Source organism: Modestobacter sp. VKM Ac-2985, from assembly GCF_026967925.1.
GTDB lineage: Bacteria > Actinomycetota > Actinomycetes > Mycobacteriales > Geodermatophilaceae > Modestobacter.
The window spans coordinates 539,800-555,817 of sequence record NZ_JAPVBI010000002.1; the positions used below are offsets into that span (position 1 = coordinate 539,800).

Consider the following 16,018-nt stretch of genomic DNA (forward strand, 5'->3'; position numbering starts at 1 on the left):
CGGCTCACGGGTGGACGAGGATCTTGACCTGGGTGTCCTTCCGGTGGACGAGCGCGTCGAGCCCCTCGGCCACCAGGTCCTCCAGTGCGATCCGGGCGGTGATGAACGGCGCGAGGTCGACCTTGCCGCTGCGCACCAGCTCGATCGTGGCCGGGTGGTCGCCGGCGTAGGCGATGGTGCCGCGCAGGTCGATCTCCTTGAGCACCAGCTTCTGCATGTCCACCGAGGCGGGGTGCCCCCAGATGGAGACGTTGACGACGACGCCCCCCGGTCGCACCGCGTCGAGCAGCGTGTCCAGGACGGCGTCGACGCTGGTGCACTCGAAGGCCACGTCCGCGCCCCGGCCGCCGGTCAGCTCGCGCACCCGGGTGGCCACGTCGCCCTCGGTGGGGTCGAGCACGTGGGCGGCGACGCCGGTCTCGACCGCCTTCGCCTTGCGGGCCGCACTGACCTCGGTGACCACCACCGTGAGCCCCTCGGCCGTGAGCAGCGCGGCCAGGAGCAGACCGATCGGGCCGGCCCCGCCCACCAGGGCGACGTCCCCGGCGCCGGCCCCGCTGCGGACGTAGGCGTGGTGCCCGACCGCCAGGGGCTCGATCAGTGCGGCCTGGTCCAGGGGCACGTCGCCGACCGGGTGCACCCAGCGGCGCTGCACCACGATCTGCTCGCTCAGCCCGCCGCCGCGGCCACCCAGGCCGATGAAGTTCATGTCCGGCGACAGCTGGTACGGCTGGCCAGGGCTGGCGTCGACCTCGTCCCGGATGATGTACGGCTCGACCACCACGGCGTCGCCCACGGACAGGTCGTCGACCCCGTCCCCGAGGGCGCGGACGGTGCCGGAGAACTCGTGCCCCATGACGATCGGCGCGGCCTCGCCGGACACCGGCTGGGGTGAGCCGGTTGGGGGGATGAAGATCGGGCCTTCCAGGTACTCGTGCAGATCGGTGCCGCAGATGCCGCACCAGGCGACGTCGATGGCGACCGTGCCGGGGCGGAGCTGCGGTTCCGGGATCTCGTCGATCCGGATGTCGCCACGACCGTGGAAACGGGCGGCTCGCATCGTGGACTCCGTTCGAGGGTGACGGTCTGGCCGGCGGCTGTCCCACCCGGAGGGCGTCCTGGGGTGTCGGACGGCCGGGTCAGCTGGTGTGGTGGACCTGCTGGAGCCGGTACACCGGGGTCGGGATCTCCACCTGGCGGGCCTTGAGCTGCAGCGCCAGGTAGAGCGAGTAGTGCCGGGACTGGTGCAGGTTCCCGCCGTGGAACCACAGCGCCTCCTGCTGGGTGGGCTTCCACATGTTGCGCTGCTCGCCCTCCCACGGCCCCGGGTCCTTGGTGGTGTCCGAACCCAGCCCCCAGACCTTGCCCACCCGGTCGGCGACCTCCTGGCTGATCAGGTCGGCGGCCCAGCCGTTCATCGAGCCGTACCCGGTCGCGTAGACCACCAGGTCGGCCGGGAGCTCGGTGCCGTCGGCCAGCACGACCGAGTCCTCGGTCAGGTGGTCGACCTGCCCGTTGACCAGCCGGACGTCGCCGTTCGCGACGAGGTCGGCGGCGCCCACGTCGATGTAGTAGCCCGAGCCGCGGCGCAGGTACTTCATGAACAGGCCCGACCCGTCCTCGCCCCAGTCGTGGTCGAACCCGGCCGCCTCGAGCCGCTGGTAGAAGTCGGCGTCCCGCTCCCGCATCTGGTCGTACAGCGGGATCTGGAACTCGTGCATGATCCGGTAGGGCAGCGAGGCGAAGGTGAGATCGGCCTTCTCCGTCGTCATGCCGCCGGCGACGGCCTCCTCGGAGTACAGCGCACCCAGCCCGATCTCCATCAGCGACTCCGACCGGACGATGTGGGTCGAGGAGCGCTGGACCATCGTGACGTCGGCGCCGTTCTCCCACAGCGCCCCGCAGATGTCGAAGGCCGAGTTGTTGGAGCCGACGACCACGCACTTCTTGCCGCGGTAGGCGTCCGGGCCGGGGTGGGCCGAGGAGTGGTGCTGGTCGCCGCGGAAGACGTCCTGGCCGGGCAGCACCGGGACGTTCGGCTTGCCCGACATCCCGGTGGCCAGCACCAGCTGCTTCGGGCGCAGCTCCACCGAGTTGCCGTCCCGCTCGACGGTGACCCGCCACTCCTGGGTCGCCTCGTCCCAGGAGGCGCTGACCGCCCGGGTGTTGGACCAGTAGTTCAGCTCCATCACCCGGGTGTAGGACTCCAGCCAGTCGGCGATCTTGTCCTTGGGGGCGAACACCGGCCAGTTGTCCGGGAACTTGATGTAGGGCAGGTGGTCGTACCAGACCGGGTCGTGCAGGCACAGCGACTTGTAGCGGCTGCGCCACTGGTCCCCGGGCCGGGGGTGCTTGTCGATCACGATGGTGGGGACGTCGAGCTGCCGCAGCCGCGCCCCGAGCGCGATCCCGCCCTGCCCGCCGCCGACGACGAGCACGTACGGCTGCGTCTGGTACCCCAGCTCCCGGGCCTCCCGCTCGCGCCGGTCCAGCCAGGTCTCTCGGTCCCGGTGGATGCCGTGCTCGGCGCCCTTTGGCCGGCGGTCCCGGGTCGGCTCCTCGTGGCCGGTCAGCTCGTACAGCGTGGTCAGCAGGGTCCAGGCCCGCCCGTCCTGCAGGCGCAGGTGCCCCCGCCCGCGGCCGACGGCGGTCTCGAAGGTGATCCACGCCTCGTTGACGCCGTCCGCGCCGGTGGGCGGCTCAGCCGCCTGGAAGCCCTGCGGGTCGGTGCGGTCGAGCGTGGCCTCGAGCAGGCCGCGGACGCCGTCGGGCCCCTCGACCGTGGTGATGTTCCAGCTGAAGGCGACCAGGTCGCGCCAGAAGCAGGTGGGGGCGAACAGCTCGACCACCCGGTCGACGTCCCGGGCGGTCAGCGCGGACTGGAAGGCCTCCAGCCAGGCGGCCACCCGGCTGCCCGGGTCGTCCGTTCCGGTGGTCGGGGTGTCGGTCGGGTCCAGCGTCTGGGTCACGCGCATCTCCTGCGTCCTCGGAGGAGTGGCCGCCGTGACCGGCGTCCGGGAGCAGCTGACCACCCTGCCGCCACCTGGTGAGAGAGCTGCGGAGGAGTCGCCCCGTCCCCGTCGAGCGCCGCCACCGTCTGTGTGACCAAGGCCACACTCGGTGACGCAGGCAGGGGCCGAAGTCGCGATCTCGGCCCCTCCGGAGGTCAGGGCTGGAGGACCAGCCGGATCGGGTCGCCCTCCTTGCGGGACAGCCGATCGACCGCCGTTGCCGCCTGGCTGAGCGGCAGCGTGTCGCTGACCGAGCGGGCGAAGTCGATCCGGTGGTGCCGCACCAGCTGCACCAGTTCGAGCACGTGCTCGGGCATCGACCCGTAGTGGCCCAGCACCTTCTGCCCGAAGTAGCTGAACGCCGTCCCGTCCGCGATCGTCAGCGGCTGCCTGGTCAGCCCGACCAGCACCAGCGCGCCCCCGACGCCGAGCGCGCGCACCGCCTGCTCGCGCACCGCGGCGACCCCGGCGAAGTCGAAGGCGAACGCCAGCCCGGCGCCACCGGTCGCTGCCCGCACCTGGTCGACCAGGTCGTCGGCGGCGGGGTCGAGGGCCACGTCCGCGCCGAACTGCAGCGCCCGTTCCCGGGCGGCCGGCACCGGGTCGACGGCGATGATCGGCGCGGCCCCGGCCAGCCGGAGCAGCTGAACGCCGTGCGCACCCAGCCCGCCGATGCCCCAGACGCCCACCGGCTGGGCCGGCCGGACCCCAGCGGTGGCGGTGATCGCACCCCACGGGGTGGAGACCGCGTCGGGCACGATGCAGGCCTGCTCCAGCGGCAGGTCGTCGGGGACGGCGACCAGCGTGTCCGCCCGCGCCACCGCGTACTGGGCCCAGCCGCCGTCGTAGTCGACGCCGCGGGTGTGCACGACGCCGCGCCGCTCCTCACCGGCCTGGAGCAGCACGCGCTGGTCGGTGGCCCAGCCGGCAACGCCCGCGCCCAGTGCCGCCACGGTGCCGGCCACCTCGTGGCCCAGGGTCACCGTGTCCCCGGGCAGGAACAGCGGGGTCAGCTCGCCTTCGATGAGGTGGACGTCGGACAGGCACACGCCGGCGGCGCGCACCCGGACGAGCACCTCGCCGGGGCCCGGGGTCGGCACGGGAACCTCGGTGACGGCGAAGTCGCGGGTCCGGACGTTCAGCCGCCCGGCGAGCATGGAGTCAGGGATCGTCTCGGCCATGACCTCACCCTGCCCCCGGCCGTGCAGGTCCGTCGTCCCGGGGTAGGGGAGCGCGGTGCCTCCTTCCTCACGCGCGGCGGACGGCCGCCTGGACAGCCGCCCCGGCCAGCAGCCGAGCGGCCCGGCGCCCGTCCCGGGGGTCTCCCGGCTCGACCTGGGGCCAGGGGCGGAGGCGTTGCTCGCCGTCCCGGCCGGCGAGCCGCAGCCGCGCCCGCTGCTGGTGTTCTTCCACGGCGCCGGCGGGACGGCGGAGCAGTCGCTGGCCGCGGTCGGCGCAGCGGCCACCGACCGAGGGGCGCTCGTGCTCGCCCCGACGTCGGCGGCCACCACCTGGGACCTGATCGCCGGCGGGCTGGGCCGGGACGTCGCCGCGCTGGACGCGGCGCTCGGCCACGTCTTCGCCACCTGCCCGGTGAGCCGGGTGGCCGTGGCCGGGTTCTCCGACGGCGGCTCGTACGCGCTGTCGCTGGGCGTGGCCAACGGCGACCTGGCCGAGGCCGTGCTGGCCTTCTCCCCGGGCTTCGTCTCCTCGCCCGGCCGGTACGGCCGGCCCCGGTTCTGGCTCAGCCACGGCGTCGCGGACCCGGTCCTGCCGGTGGACCGGTGCGGGCGGCGGGTCTCCGCCGAACTGCTCGCCGACGGCTACGACGTGACCTACGAGGAGTTCGCCGGCGGGCACGTGATCACCCCGGAGCTGGTCGCCGCAGGGCTGGACTGGTGGTTCGGCGCCCCGGCCGGCTGACCGGGGCGCCTGCCTCAGCGGCGGGGCGTGTCGTCGGTGGTGAGCTCGACCTCTTCGTGGCGCAGCTGCTCGGTGACCGTGGACTGCTCGGTCTCCCACGAGGTGGTCAGCCGCACCCGCTCGGCCGGCACCCGCTCCAGGGAGACCCGGGGCTCCTCGGCGTAGAGGGTGACCCACCCGGTGCTCCGAGAGGGCTGCCGCTCACCCGGCGCGGAGGCCGGGCCGGCCTCACGGTCGCCGTGGGCCAGCGGGAGGTGCTCGATCCGGGCGCGCTGCCGGGTGATCGTCACCGGCACCAGCACCTCCTCGCTGACCTCCTCGATGCGGAGGACGGCTCGGGTCCAGGGCTCCACCACGGTGGTGACGTCCAGCTGCTCCTCGGCGCGGGTCATCGCGCCGACGCCGTCACCCGACCGGGTCGGGGCCGTGGTCGGGGCCGCGGCCGGGGCTGGGGCCGCAGTCGGGATCCGGGGCGTGGCCGGCTCGCGGTAGTGCTCGAGCAGCGCCGACTCCTCGTCCGGGCTCAGGTGGTCCCCCCGGCTGGGCCGGGGAGCGGAGTCGACGGCGGCGGAGTCGACGGCCAGCTGCAGCCGGCCGTCGGCGAACTCGGACCCGGCGACCGGGGCGATCGTCGGCACGTCGTCGGTGTCCGGTGCTGCGTGCGTCCCCGGGGTGAGGCCCACCCACGTGGGCTGCTGGGTCGCGTCGTCGAGGTACACCGCGGTGATCGTGCCCAGCGGCTTCCCGTCGCGGTCGTGGGCGATCGCCCCGATGACGGAGGGCGGGGTCGGGTCACTGGCCATGTCAGGTGGGTGATCCAGGAGGCACCGGTCTACACATCGCCCGGCGGGTCGTGCCGGAAGTCGGTTGAGCCGGGTACAGAGCACGCGTACCGTCCTGCGATCGTGTCCGTGCCGTCCGCCCCGGCCCCTCCCCCCGCAGCCGACCAGACAGACCCCACCCTCGCCGCTGAGCGCGACCACCTCCACCATGCGGCGGAATGTCTGACCTTCATGCGTGCCGCCGCCGTCTCGGTCACCGACGCCGGCGTCGACGCCTGGGCCTCCGAGCGGCTCGGCGCCGCGCGTGCCGAACGGCTGCTCGCCCTCGCCGCTGACCCCGGCGTCCCGGCGTTCTTCGGCCGCACCGACGGCGTCGGCGACGCCGGGCCGGAGACCTTCCACGTCGGCCGACGCCACGTGCGTGACGCGCTGGGCGACCCCGTCGTGATCGACTGGCGTGCGCCGATGAGCCGGCCGTTCTACCAGGCCAGCGCCACCGATCCGCAGGGGCTGCTGCGCCGCCGCCGCTTCGGGTTCGCCGGCGGGGAGCTGACCAGCTACGAGGACGAGCGGCTCGCCGACGGCGAGGACGACGGCGGCGCGGGCGAGATCCTGCGGCAGGAGATCGAGCGCCCGCGCAGCGGCCCGATGCGCGACATCGTGGCCACCATCCAGCCCGACCAGGACGACATCGTGCGGGCCCCGTTGGCCGAGTCGATCTGCGTGCAGGGCGCCCCGGGCACCGGCAAGACGGCGGTCGGGCTGCACCGGGCGGCCTACCTGCTCTACACGCACGGCGAGCAGCTGGCCCGCACGGGCGTGCTGGTCGTCGGGCCGAACCGGGCCTTCCTGCGGTACATCGAGCAGGTGCTGCCCGCGCTCGGCGAGGTGGAGGTCGACCAGGCGACGGTCGCGAGCCTCACCGCCCGGGTGACGGCCCGCGCGAAGGACGAGCCGGCGGTCGCCGTCCTCAAGGGCGACCCGCGGATGGCCGAGGTGCTGCGCCGGGCACTGTGGGGCGGCATCCGCAAACCGGTGGACTCGGTACAGGTGACGCTGGCCGGCCGGAAGTACCGGATCGGTGAGGACCGGCTCAGGCGCTTCGTCGACGACCTGCGCCGGGCCGGCACGAGCGGCGTCGACGAGCAGCAGCTGGTGCACTACGCCGCCGGCCGGGAGCGGCTGGCGATGTCCCTCGCCGAGCACGCCCGGCGGCTGAAGGAGGCCGGTGGCGGGAGCCCGACCGACGCGGAGACGCGCCGGACCGCCCGCAGCGCCGAGGTGCGGGCCTTCTGCGACGCCGTCTGGCCGGCGGTGGACGCCGCCGGGCTGGTGCACGACCTGTTCACCGACCCCGAGCGGCTGGCCCGGGCGGCCCGCGGCGTGCTGACCGAGGAGGAACAGGCGCTGCTGCACTGGCCCCGCGCACCGCGGTCGGTGCGCGCCGCCCGGTGGACGGCCGCGGACGCGGTGCTGGTCGACGAGGTGGCCGGGATGCTGGACCGGACCCCGGGCTACGGGCACGTGGTGGTGGACGAGGCGCAGGACCTCTCCCCGATGGAGTGCCGCGCCGTCGCCCGCCGGCTGGGCGCGGGCTCGCTGACCGTGCTCGGTGACCTGGCCCAGGCCACCAGCCCCTGGTCGGCCGCGGACTGGGCGCAGACGCTGGCGGCGCTCGGCCGGCCGGCGACGACCGTGCGGCCGCTCACCCGGGGCTACCGGGTGCCGGGGGAGGTCCTCGACTTCGCCAACCGGCTGCTGCCCGCGATCGCCCCCGGGCTGGCCGCGGCCACCGCGGTCCGCCGGGAGCCGGGCGCCCTGCAGCTGCGACCGGTCGGCACGCTGGCCGCGCCGCTGGCCGAGGTGGTCGGTGAGCTGGCGGCCACCGCCGGCTCGACCGGGGTGGTCTGCGCCGATGCGTCGGTCGACGAGGTGGTCGCGATGCTCACCGCGGCGGGGCTGGACGTGGCTGCGCTGGCCGACGACGGCGCCGCGCCCGCCCGGGTGTCCGTCGTCCCGGCCGGGCTGGTGAAGGGGCTGGAGTTCGACCACGTCGTGGTGGTCGAGCCGGCCGCGATCGTCGCCGCGGAGCCCCGCGGGCTGCACCGGCTCTACGTCGTCCTCACCCGGGCGGTGAGCAGCCTCGTCGTCCTCCACCACGCGGCCCTCCCCGCCCTGCTGGCCGAGGCATAGGAAGCTCTCCACCCGGTCTGGCCGCCGAGACCGGGTGGAGAGCTTCCTTTGCCTGTGGCAGGCCCGGGGTCGGTGGGGCGGCGTCCCTAGGCTCCGGGGGTGCCCGAATCCCTGCGCCTCGCCCTGCGCGCCCCCGCCGCCCCGATCGAGCTGAGCGGGATCGACCCGCGGGCGACCCCGCTGGCCCCCGGCGACAAGGAGCGCACCCGGGAGGCGACGCGGCTGGACGCCGGCCACCTGGCCGAGCTGCAGCAGCGGCTGTACGCCGAGGCCAGCGGTGGCAGCCGACGGCGGGTGCTGCTGGTGCTGCAGGGCATGGACACCAGCGGCAAGGGCGGCGTGGTGAAGCACGTCATCGGCGCGATGGAGCCGCACGGGGTGGCGGTGACGAGCTTCGGACGGCCGACGCCGGAGGAGCTGCGGCACTCCTTCCTGTGGCGGGTTCGCCGCGCCCTGCCCGGCCCGGGCAAGGTCGGCGTCTTCGACCGCTCGCACTACGAGGACGTGCTGATCGGCCGGGTGCGGGAGCTGGCGACCCCGGAGGTGATCGAGCGCCGCTACCGGGAGATCGTGCGGTTCGAGCGCCAGCTCGTCGCCGACGACGTCACCGTGGTCAAGGTGCTCCTGCACCTGTCGCCGTGGGAGCAGAAGCAGCGCCTGCTCGCCCGGCTCGACGACTCCAGCAAGCGCTGGAAGTTCGACCCCGCGGACGTCGACGAGCGGGCGCTGTGGCCGCAGTACCAGCAGGCGTACGCCACCGCCCTGGAGCGCACCGACACCGACACGACCCCCTGGTACGTCGTCCCGGCCGACCGGAAGTGGTACCGGAACTGGGCGGTCGGCCGGCTCCTGCTCGAGACGCTGACCGAGCTGCAGCCCCGGCTGCCGGAGCCTGCCTGGGACGTCGACGAGCAGCGCGACCGGCTGATCGAGGAGCACCCGATCAGCTGGTGAGCGGGGTCCCGCGGGTCAGTCGCTCGTCCAGGGCCTGGGTGAACAGCCAGCCGCCGATCAGCACGAACTGCAGCAGGAACAGCCAGAACCCGATGGCGATCACCCCGCCGACCACGGTGAGGCCGCCGAACGGGGCGCCCAGGTCCAGCGGCAGGGCCAGGAACAGCACGAACCCCTGGAGGAACCCGGACAGGCAGGCGGCGGTGAACAGCGCCCCGGCGACCACGGCCCGCCAGCCCAGCCGGCTCACCGCGACCACCCGGAAGATCCAGGCCAGCGGCAGGGTGAGGGCGAACAGCACGGAGTAGTAGCCGGCGGCCAACCCGCCGACTGCCGCGGCGAACCCTGGGGTCTCGGCCAGGTGCGCCAGCACCCCCGCGACCAGCAGCAGCGGGTACAGCAGCAGCGGCGCCACCACCAGCAGCGGCAGCGCCAGCGCCCGGCCCCGCCAGGCGGTGAACCGGTCGTGCGCCGGGCTGAACCGCAGCAGCGACCGGCGCAGCCCCTCGCCGTAGAGGGAGATGGGCAGCAGGGTCAGCAGGGCGCCGACGGCGCTCAGGCCGGTGCCCGCCTCGGCCAGTCGCTCCACCGCGCGCGGGGCTCCCAGCGCGTCGGGCAGCACCTGGGTCAGCCGGCCGGTGAGCTCACGCACCGTGTCGGCACCGGCCAGCCAGCTGGTCAGCCCGAGGGAGAGCACCAGCGCCGGGACGACGGCGACCCCGGCGTAGAAGGTGAGCCCGGCGGCGATGAGCGCGGTGTCCCGCTGGCGCATCCGCTCCCGGATCGCCCGGAGCAGGCCGCGCGCCTCCGTTGCCACCTGCATCAGGTCATGTGATCAGGTCCGGGCCGGGCGCGCTCGGTGGCGCGCCCAGCGCTGGAGGAGCCCGTCAGGCGGTGTTGGCCACCAGCAGCATGTAGGAGAACGCCACCACCAGGATCAGCACGAAGGTGCCGACGATCAGCAGGCGTGCCCGGTTCTTCGGCAGCTTGCCCTGCCCGGTCCGGTCGTGGCTGTCGTCGGGTCGCTCGCTCATCGGTCCTCCCGGACGTCGTCTCGGGCCCGCGGGACGCGGTGGCCGGCTCCGCCGGCCCCGGGGCATCGCCTGCTCGGACGAGCAGGCGGCGGTGCCCGGTGCCTGCCCACTTCCGTCGACGCTCACGCCTGCCGGGGCGGCCCACTCCGGTCAGCGACCGCCGAGCAGGTGCTGCGCCGCGGCGAAGCCGCCCAGGCCGCTGACCGCGCCGCCGCGCACCGTGCCGCCCGAGGAGGCGGCGACCACCCGCGGGTGCGCCGTCGCCACGCCCCAGGTGCCGACGGCGGCCGGGTCGGGGGCGACCGGCCACGACAGGTCGCCGTGGAAGATGTGCCCGCCCGGCATCGCCAGCGACGCCTCGACGTCCAGCGGCGAGGACGCCTGCAGGCACGGTCGCCCCTCGCCGTCGGTGGCCAGGCAGTCGGCCAGCGGCTCGGTCAGGTGCGCGTCCAGCTGGGCGACCACCCGGCGCACCGCCTCGGCCCGGGTGCCCGCCGGGTCGGCCGCGTAGAGCTCGGCCGGCGTGTGCAGCCCGAACAGCGTGAGGGTGTGCAGCCCGGTGCTGCCGACGATCGAGGGGTCGGTGAGGGAGTGGCAGTACACCTCGAACGGGATCACCTCCGGCAGTCGCCCGGCCGCGGCCTGCGCGTACGCGGCGTCGATCTGACCGGCGGCCTCGTCGACGTGCACGGTCCCGCTGAAGACGCGGCGGGGGTCGGCGCCCGACCGCAGCCCGGGCAGCCGGCCCAGCACCATGTTCACCTTCAGCTGCGACCCCGACGGCCGCGGTGCCGGGGCGGTGCCCAGCAGCTCGTCGAGCACGGCGGGGGCCGCGCCGCCGACCAGGTGCCCGGCGTCGGCCGCGTGCGCCGTCCCGTCGGCGTCGGTCCAGTGCACGGTGACCCCGTCGCCCCGGGTCTCGACCGCGGTGACCTCGGTGCGGGTGTGCAGTGCGGCGCCCCCGGCCCGCGCCGCGTCGGCGAGCGCACCGCTGACCGCGCCCATGCCACCGACCGGCACCCGCCAGCGACCCGTGCCGTTGCCGATCAGGTGGTAGAGGAAGCACCGGCCGGCCAAGCCGTCCGCGGCGTGCACGTCGGCGAAGGTGCCGATCAGCCCGTCGGTGAGCGCGATGCCCCGGACGTCGTCGTCGGTGAGGTGGTCGGCGACCACGTCGGCCAGCGGCCGCTCCCGCAGGTCGTGCCACATGCCCGGGTCGCGCAGCCGCGCGGTGAGCTCGGCCTCGCTGGGCAGCGGCCCGGTCAGGGTGGGGGCCAGGTCCTCGGCGAGGGTGGTCAGCCGGCCGTAGAACCGCTGCCAGCCGGCGAACTCGGCGTCCGAGCCGGTGAGGTCCCGGAAGGAGGCCGCCGTCTCCGGCCCCTCGTCCCGCTCGACCAGCAGCCCGGTCGCTGCCCCCCCGCGGCGCACGGGGGTGTACGAGGCGACGGCGCGGTCGACCAGGGTGATCGGCAGCGCCAGGTCGGCGACGATCCGGTCGGGCAGCAGGCTGACCAGGTAGGAGTACGCCGAGAGCCGGACGTCGACGCCCGGGAAGACCTGCTCGCTGACCGCGGCGCCGCCGAGCACGGACCGCCGCTCCAGCACCAGCACCGACCAGCCCGCGCGGGCCAGGTAGGCGGCGGCGACCAGCCCGTTGTGGCCGCCGCCCACCACGATCGCGTCGTACCGGGCGGCGGTGCTCGTGTCAGCGGTGCTCATGCCAGCTCCCGGGCGAAGAAGACGGCGTACGGGTCGTCGGCGCCGATGTAGTGCCCGAACGCCTCGATCGGCCGGTAGCCCGCCGACGTGTACAGCGCGACCGCCTCCGGCTGCCGGACCCCGGTCTCCAGGCGCACCGTCGTCCACCCGCGGCGCAGCGCCTCGGCCTCCAGGCCGGCGAGCAGCAGCCGGGAGATGCCGCGACCGCGTGCCGGCGGGGCGACGTACATGCGCTTGACCTCGGCCTCGGTGTCCCCGAGCGGCCGCAGCGCGCCGCAGCCGACCGGCGTGCCGTCGTCGTCCCGGGCGAGCAGCACGACGGCCACGTCGGCGGCGGACGGTGGCACCCCCGGCTCGCCCGCGCCGTCGTAGCGGGCCCGCAGCTCGAGCTGCTGGGCGGCGGTCAGCGCGGCGACGTCCGGGTCGTCCCAGGAGGCGGTGGAGAGGGTCGGCACCGGGTCATCCTGGCGCGCCGTCGTCCACCCGCTGCAGCAGCCCCCGGACGAACTGGGCCCGCACCGCACCGGGGAGGTGCACCTCGAAGCGGCTCGGGACGCCCGGATCGACAGCGGCCGCACCGGGCAGGCCGACGACGTCGTCCACCACGTGCTCCCAGACGCGCAGCGTGTCCGGTGCGGCGGCCGGGACCGGTGAGTCGGGGGCGCGCACGAGTTGCTCGTGCAGCACCGAGCCGTCGGGGCCGGACAGCACCTCCCACCGCAGGAACGGCCACAGCGGGAGCGGCCAGCGCCGGACGACGAGGTCCACGTCACCGAACCGGCGGCCCTCCACCTGGTCGGCGGGGCCCAACACGGCCGCCCGCAGTGCGACCCCGCGCGGCGCTCGCTCTGCGTGATGAAGAGCTCGCCACCGACGGTGCGCGAGACGGGCCTCGGCCCGGTCGGCACCCAGTCGGGGCAACGCCTCGGCGACCAGGTCGGGTCGCGTGTCGGCCATCCGACGGAGCAGCACGAGACAGAACTCGCGGCGGCTCAACCCCTGCACCCGGCGAGCCTGTCACCCTCGGTGAGCGTGTTGAACCACCCGGCCGGAGTTTCTGCACAAATGTGCCCCGGCCGTTTGTCACGAGCTCATAACGCACGTACGGTCACCAGCGGTCCTGACGGGCAGCGCAGTCGCCCACCCGGGTGACGACCGACAGGGCCGCCGCCGAACCACACGGCTCGCCGCAACACTCGCGGGCTCGTGGACCGGGGACCCACCGCAGCACTGGGGTGAAGCTCCGCACGGCCCGTTCGCGGGCCCGAGGAGCCGGGCGACTTCCCGCCCGAACCCGTCAGCTAACTCGGTAGGCGGCAGGTGGAAGAAAGGACACACCCGCCGAACATGGCGAGTTCGCACACCTCCGTCCGTCATGGCCGCAACGGCCGACGGGCCCTGCTCACCCTGTTCATCGCGGGTGGCGTAGCCCTTGCCCCAGTGCCCGCCCTGGCGGCTCCTGAAACCCCCACCACCTCGCAGGAGGCGGCCGAGCTCATCGCCGCCCGCGGTCACGACCTCGAGGTCGTCACCGAGAAGATGCACGAGGCGACCGACGTGCTGACCAGCATGAAGGCCGAGTCGGACGCCGCGGCTGCCCAGCTCGTCGCCGCTGAGGCATCCGTCGTCGAGGCTCGCGACCACGTGCGTCAGGTCGCCCGCAGCGCCTTCACCGGTGAGCAGCTCTCCTCGCTGCAGGCCATGCTCACCAGCTCCTCCGCCGACGAGATGCTCGACCGGATGGGCACGCTGGACAGCATCGCCGGGCACAACAACGAGGTCCTCGGTGCCGCCCAGCAGGCGAGCGTCGCTGCCGACGAGGCGAAGGCCGTGGCCGCGAAGGCCGCCGCCGACGCGGAGGCCCAGGTCGCCGAGGTCGCCGCCCAGCAGGCCGACCTGAACGAGCAGATCGCCGAGTACCAGGCCGAGTACGACCGGCTCTCTGCCGAGGAGCGCGAGCGCGCCCGCATCCTGGCCGAGCAGCACGCGGCCGCAGAAGCGGCTGCGGCCGCAGCCGAGCGGGAGGCCCAGGCGGCCGCCGCAGCCGAGCGCAGCAGTCAGGCCGCCTCGCGCGACGAGCGGACCGCTGCCCCCGCTCCTGCCCCCGCCCGCTCGTCCGCGCCCAGCGCGGTGGCTGCTGCCCCGGCGCCCTCCGCGCCGGTCGTGGCCAGCAGCGGCGCTGCTGCCACCGCGGTGAACACCGCCATGGCCCAGCGTGGCAAGCCCTACGTGTGGGCCGCGACCGGTCCGAATGCCTACGACTGCTCGGGTCTGGTGAAGTACTCCTACGCCTCGGCCGGGGTCGACCTGCCCCGCAGCAGCCGGGCGCAGGCGGCGTCGGGCCGGGCGGTCTCCCGCGGCGAGCTGCAGCCGGGCGACCTGATCGCCTTCTACTCGCCCGTCAGCCACATCGGCATCTACATCGGCGGCGGCCAGATGGTCCACGCGCCGACGTCCGGCGACGTGGTCAAGGTCGCCAGCATCGACGCCATGGGGCCCATCACCGCCATGCGCCGGGTCGCCGGCTGACACCTGCACCACCCCGTGACACCCACCGGTGCCCCGGTCGCCTGACGGCGGCCGGGGCACCGGTGCGTCGGGGCCCGGTGGCGACGATCACGCGGACACGCCCACCGGCGCCCCGTCCCGCCGGGCACGATGGGGCGCAGCCCACCCGCGTCCCACCCCGAGGAGCGCCGTGCCCGCCGCACTGACCGACCCGCAGAGGGTCGCCCGCGTCTTCCGCGCCGTCGCCATCGCCGAGGCCGTCTCCTGGGTGCTGTTGCTGGCCGGCATGTTCGTCAAGCGGGTGCTGGACGCCTCCGAGCTGGGCGTGCAGGTCTTCGGCCCGGTCCACGGTGCGGTGTTCGTGCTCTACGTCGTCGTGACCCTCGTGGCCTGGCGGGTGCTCCGCTGGACCCCCGTCACCGGGCTGCTGGCGTTGGCCGCCTCGGTGCCGCCGCTGGTGACGATCTGGTTCGAGCGCTGGGCCCGGCGCACCGGCCGGCTGCCGGTCGACGCCGCCACGTCCGTCCCGGCCGGCTGACCGCCCGATGACCCGGCGGAGCGCGCGATGACCCTGCCCGTCCTGCCCGCCACCGCTCGCACGCTGCTGGCCCGCACCGCTCGGGTCCAGCGCGACGGCCGGGCCCCCAGCCTGGTCGCGGGCGTCGTCCGGGACGGCGGGCTGGCCTGGTCGGCCGGTCGCGGCGACGTCGCCGAGCCACACGCCGACGTGCAGTACCGGCTCGGCTCGATCAGCAAGACGGTGACGGCCCTGGTCGTGCTGCGGCTGCGGGACGAGGGCCGGCTGGGGCTGGACGACCCGCTCGAGGAGCACGTCCCCGGCACGCCGTTCGGGGAGCGCACCGTCGGTCAGCTGCTCTCCCACCTCGCCGGCGCCAGCTCGGAGAGCCCCGGCGGCTGGTGGGAGCGCGTCCCCGGCGGGTCGCTGGCCGAGCTCCGGCTCACCGAGGACGACGTCGTCCTGGGCACCGCACGGCGCTTCCACTACTCGAACCTGGGTTTCGGGCTGCTCGGCGAGCTGGTCGCCCGGCACCGCGAGCGGCCCTGGGCCGAGGTGGTGCGGGACGAGGTGCTGCTGCCCCTGGGCATGGACCGCACCACCCCGCGGCCCACCGGCCGGGCGGCGCGCGGCTCGGCGGTGCACCCCTGGGCCGACGTCGTCCTTCCCGAGCCCGAGCACGACGCCGGGGTCATGGCTGCGGCCGGGCAGCTGTGGGCGACGCTGGCCGACCTCGGGAGCTTCGCCGCGTTCCTGCTCGGTGACACCGGCGAGGTGCTGTCCCCGGCGACGCTGGAGGAGATGACCGTGCCGGCCGGGGTCGACCCGTCGGCGTCCGGGTGGTCGGCCTACGGGCTGGGGGTGCAGGTGCTGCGGGTCGACGGGCACACCCTGGTCGGTCACGGCGGCTCGATGCCCGGCTTCCTGGCCGGGGCCTTCGTCGACCGGACGGAGCAGGCCGGTGCGGTGATGCTGGCCAACACGACCAGCGGGCTGGACCCGCTGCTGCCCGGGCTGCTGGCCGACCTGCGGGCCGCCGAGCCCCGGGTCGTCGACGCCTGGGCGCCGTCCCCGCCACCGCTGCCGCTGGACCAGCTCGGCGTCTGGTTCTGGGGCCCGGCCCCGCTGGTGCTGCGCGCGCAGGCTGGTGGCCTGCTGCACCTGGGACCGCTGCCCGGCCGGCCCGGCCGGGCGAGCCGGTTCGCCGCGCGCGAGGACGGCACCTGGGTGGGGCTGGACGGCTACTACGCCGGCGAGACGCTGCGGATCGCCCCCGACCACCTGGACGTGGCGACGTTCGTGCTCACCCGGACGCCCTACGACCCCGAGGCCCCGGTGCCCGGTGGGGTCGACGAGCGCGGCTGGACGGTGCCGTAG

15 protein-coding genes and 1 riboswitch are annotated in these 16,018 nt (G+C 75.0%); of the genes, 6 read left to right on the plus strand and 9 right to left on the minus strand.

Annotation, left to right across the window (positions count from 1 at the left end; all coding sequences use genetic code 11):
- Positions 1 to 4: 4 nt before the first annotated feature.
- From O2V61_RS11775 to O2V61_RS11785, 3 genes are all read right to left on the minus strand, one after another.
- The gene (locus tag O2V61_RS11775) at positions 5 to 1,060 is read right to left on the minus strand and encodes a 2,3-butanediol dehydrogenase (RefSeq protein ID WP_269183499.1); all 1,056 of its coding nucleotides are present in this window, start codon (positions 1,058 to 1,060) and stop codon (positions 5 to 7) included.
- A 79-nt stretch (positions 1,061 to 1,139) separates the two neighbouring features.
- Complete coding sequence (locus O2V61_RS11780; protein WP_269183500.1) at positions 1,140 to 2,969, minus strand: NAD(P)/FAD-dependent oxidoreductase; 1,830 nt, start codon at positions 2,967 to 2,969, stop codon at positions 1,140 to 1,142.
- 197 nt (positions 2,970 to 3,166) lie between these two features.
- Entirely contained in the window at positions 3,167 to 4,192 is a 1,026-nt protein-coding gene (locus O2V61_RS11785; RefSeq protein WP_269183501.1) for a zinc-binding dehydrogenase, read from the minus strand.
- 55 nt (positions 4,193 to 4,247) lie between these two features.
- Here O2V61_RS11785 and O2V61_RS11790 point away from each other — a divergent pair, with 55 nt between their 5' ends.
- Positions 4,248 to 4,934, plus strand: a complete 687-nt coding sequence (locus O2V61_RS11790; RefSeq protein WP_269183502.1) for an alpha/beta hydrolase — start codon at positions 4,248 to 4,250, stop codon at positions 4,932 to 4,934.
- Between the two features lie 14 nt (positions 4,935 to 4,948).
- Here O2V61_RS11790 and O2V61_RS11795 read toward each other — a convergent pair whose 3' ends face one another.
- Entirely contained in the window at positions 4,949 to 5,737 is a 789-nt protein-coding gene (locus O2V61_RS11795) for a YsnF/AvaK domain-containing protein (RefSeq protein WP_269183503.1), read from the minus strand.
- 210 nt (positions 5,738 to 5,947) lie between these two features.
- Between O2V61_RS11795 and O2V61_RS11800 the strand changes: the two genes are divergently transcribed.
- Positions 5,948 to 7,909 (plus strand): HelD family protein, encoded by a 1,962-nt coding sequence (locus tag O2V61_RS11800; RefSeq protein WP_269183504.1) that lies wholly within the window; start codon positions 5,948 to 5,950, stop codon positions 7,907 to 7,909.
- A 99-nt stretch (positions 7,910 to 8,008) separates the two neighbouring features.
- Entirely contained in the window at positions 8,009 to 8,863 is an 855-nt protein-coding gene (locus O2V61_RS11805; protein ID WP_269183505.1) for a PPK2 family polyphosphate kinase, read from the plus strand.
- Here O2V61_RS11805 and O2V61_RS11810 read toward each other — a convergent pair.
- From O2V61_RS11810 to O2V61_RS11830, 5 genes are all read right to left on the minus strand, one after another.
- Positions 8,853 to 9,686 carry a YihY/virulence factor BrkB family protein gene (locus O2V61_RS11810; protein ID WP_269183506.1) on the minus strand — a complete coding sequence of 278 codons (834 nt, stop codon included), beginning with the start codon at positions 9,684 to 9,686 and terminating at the stop codon, positions 8,853 to 8,855. The two genes, O2V61_RS11805 and O2V61_RS11810, sit on opposite strands and share 11 nt — an antisense overlap.
- Positions 9,687 to 9,750: 64 nt before the next feature.
- Positions 9,751 to 9,897: a hypothetical protein gene (locus O2V61_RS11815; RefSeq protein WP_269183507.1), complete on the minus strand. Its 147-nt coding sequence runs from the start codon at positions 9,895 to 9,897 to the stop codon at positions 9,751 to 9,753.
- 150 nt (positions 9,898 to 10,047) lie between these two features.
- Positions 10,048 to 11,616 carry a phytoene desaturase family protein gene (locus O2V61_RS11820; RefSeq protein ID WP_269183508.1) on the minus strand — a complete coding sequence of 523 codons (1,569 nt, stop codon included), beginning with the start codon at positions 11,614 to 11,616 and terminating at the stop codon, positions 10,048 to 10,050.
- Positions 11,613 to 12,071, minus strand: coding sequence for a GNAT family N-acetyltransferase (locus tag O2V61_RS11825; RefSeq protein ID WP_269183509.1), 459 nt, complete (start codon positions 12,069 to 12,071; stop codon positions 11,613 to 11,615). The genes O2V61_RS11820 and O2V61_RS11825 overlap by 4 nt, the downstream gene beginning before the upstream one ends.
- 4 nt (positions 12,072 to 12,075) lie before the next feature.
- Positions 12,076 to 12,429 (minus strand): hypothetical protein, encoded by a 354-nt coding sequence (locus tag O2V61_RS11830; RefSeq protein ID WP_269183510.1) that lies wholly within the window; start codon positions 12,427 to 12,429, stop codon positions 12,076 to 12,078.
- A gap of 362 nt (positions 12,430 to 12,791) precedes the next feature.
- Positions 12,792 to 12,947: riboswitch (cyclic di-AMP (ydaO/yuaA leader) on the plus strand.
- A 16-nt stretch (positions 12,948 to 12,963) separates the two neighbouring features.
- On the opposite strand from O2V61_RS11830, the gene O2V61_RS11835 reads away from it, so the two are divergent.
- The 3 genes from O2V61_RS11835 to O2V61_RS11845 all read left to right on the plus strand — a co-directional run bounded on the left by O2V61_RS11835 (position 12,964) and on the right by O2V61_RS11845 (position 16,018).
- On the plus strand, positions 12,964 to 14,145 hold the full coding sequence (locus O2V61_RS11835) for a C40 family peptidase (RefSeq protein WP_269183511.1): 1,182 nt from the start codon (positions 12,964 to 12,966) through the stop codon (positions 14,143 to 14,145).
- 169 nt (positions 14,146 to 14,314) lie between these two features.
- Complete coding sequence (locus O2V61_RS11840; protein WP_269183512.1) at positions 14,315 to 14,662, plus strand: DUF3817 domain-containing protein; 348 nt, start codon at positions 14,315 to 14,317, stop codon at positions 14,660 to 14,662.
- 27 nt (positions 14,663 to 14,689) lie between these two features.
- Positions 14,690 to 16,018: a serine hydrolase domain-containing protein gene (locus O2V61_RS11845; protein ID WP_269183513.1), complete on the plus strand. Its 1,329-nt coding sequence runs from the start codon at positions 14,690 to 14,692 to the stop codon at positions 16,016 to 16,018.

Excerpts from the sequence above, each read along its gene's own strand:
- O2V61_RS11800 (WP_269183504.1), top strand. The coding sequence starts at position 5,948 with ATGCGTGCCGCCGCCGTCTCGGTCACCGACGCCGGCGTCGACGCCTGG.
- O2V61_RS11810 (WP_269183506.1), bottom strand. The coding sequence starts at position 9,686 with ATGCAGGTGGCAACGGAGGCGCGCGGCCTGCTCCGGGCGATCCGGGAG.
- O2V61_RS11815 (WP_269183507.1), bottom strand. The coding sequence starts at position 9,897 with ATGAGCGAGCGACCCGACGACAGCCACGACCGGACCGGGCAGGGCAAG.
- O2V61_RS11820 (WP_269183508.1), bottom strand. The coding sequence starts at position 11,616 with ATGAGCACCGCTGACACGAGCACCGCCGCCCGGTACGACGCGATCGTG.
- O2V61_RS11835 (WP_269183511.1), top strand. The coding sequence starts at position 12,964 with ATGGCGAGTTCGCACACCTCCGTCCGTCATGGCCGCAACGGCCGACGG.
- O2V61_RS11785 (WP_269183501.1), bottom strand. The coding sequence starts at position 4,192 with ATGGCCGAGACGATCCCTGACTCCATGCTCGCCGGGCGGCTGAACGTC.
- O2V61_RS11775 (WP_269183499.1), bottom strand. The coding sequence starts at position 1,060 with ATGCGAGCCGCCCGTTTCCACGGTCGTGGCGACATCCGGATCGACGAG.
- O2V61_RS11795 (WP_269183503.1), bottom strand. The coding sequence starts at position 5,737 with ATGGCCAGTGACCCGACCCCGCCCTCCGTCATCGGGGCGATCGCCCAC.
- O2V61_RS11845 (WP_269183513.1), top strand. The coding sequence starts at position 14,690 with ATGACCCTGCCCGTCCTGCCCGCCACCGCTCGCACGCTGCTGGCCCGC.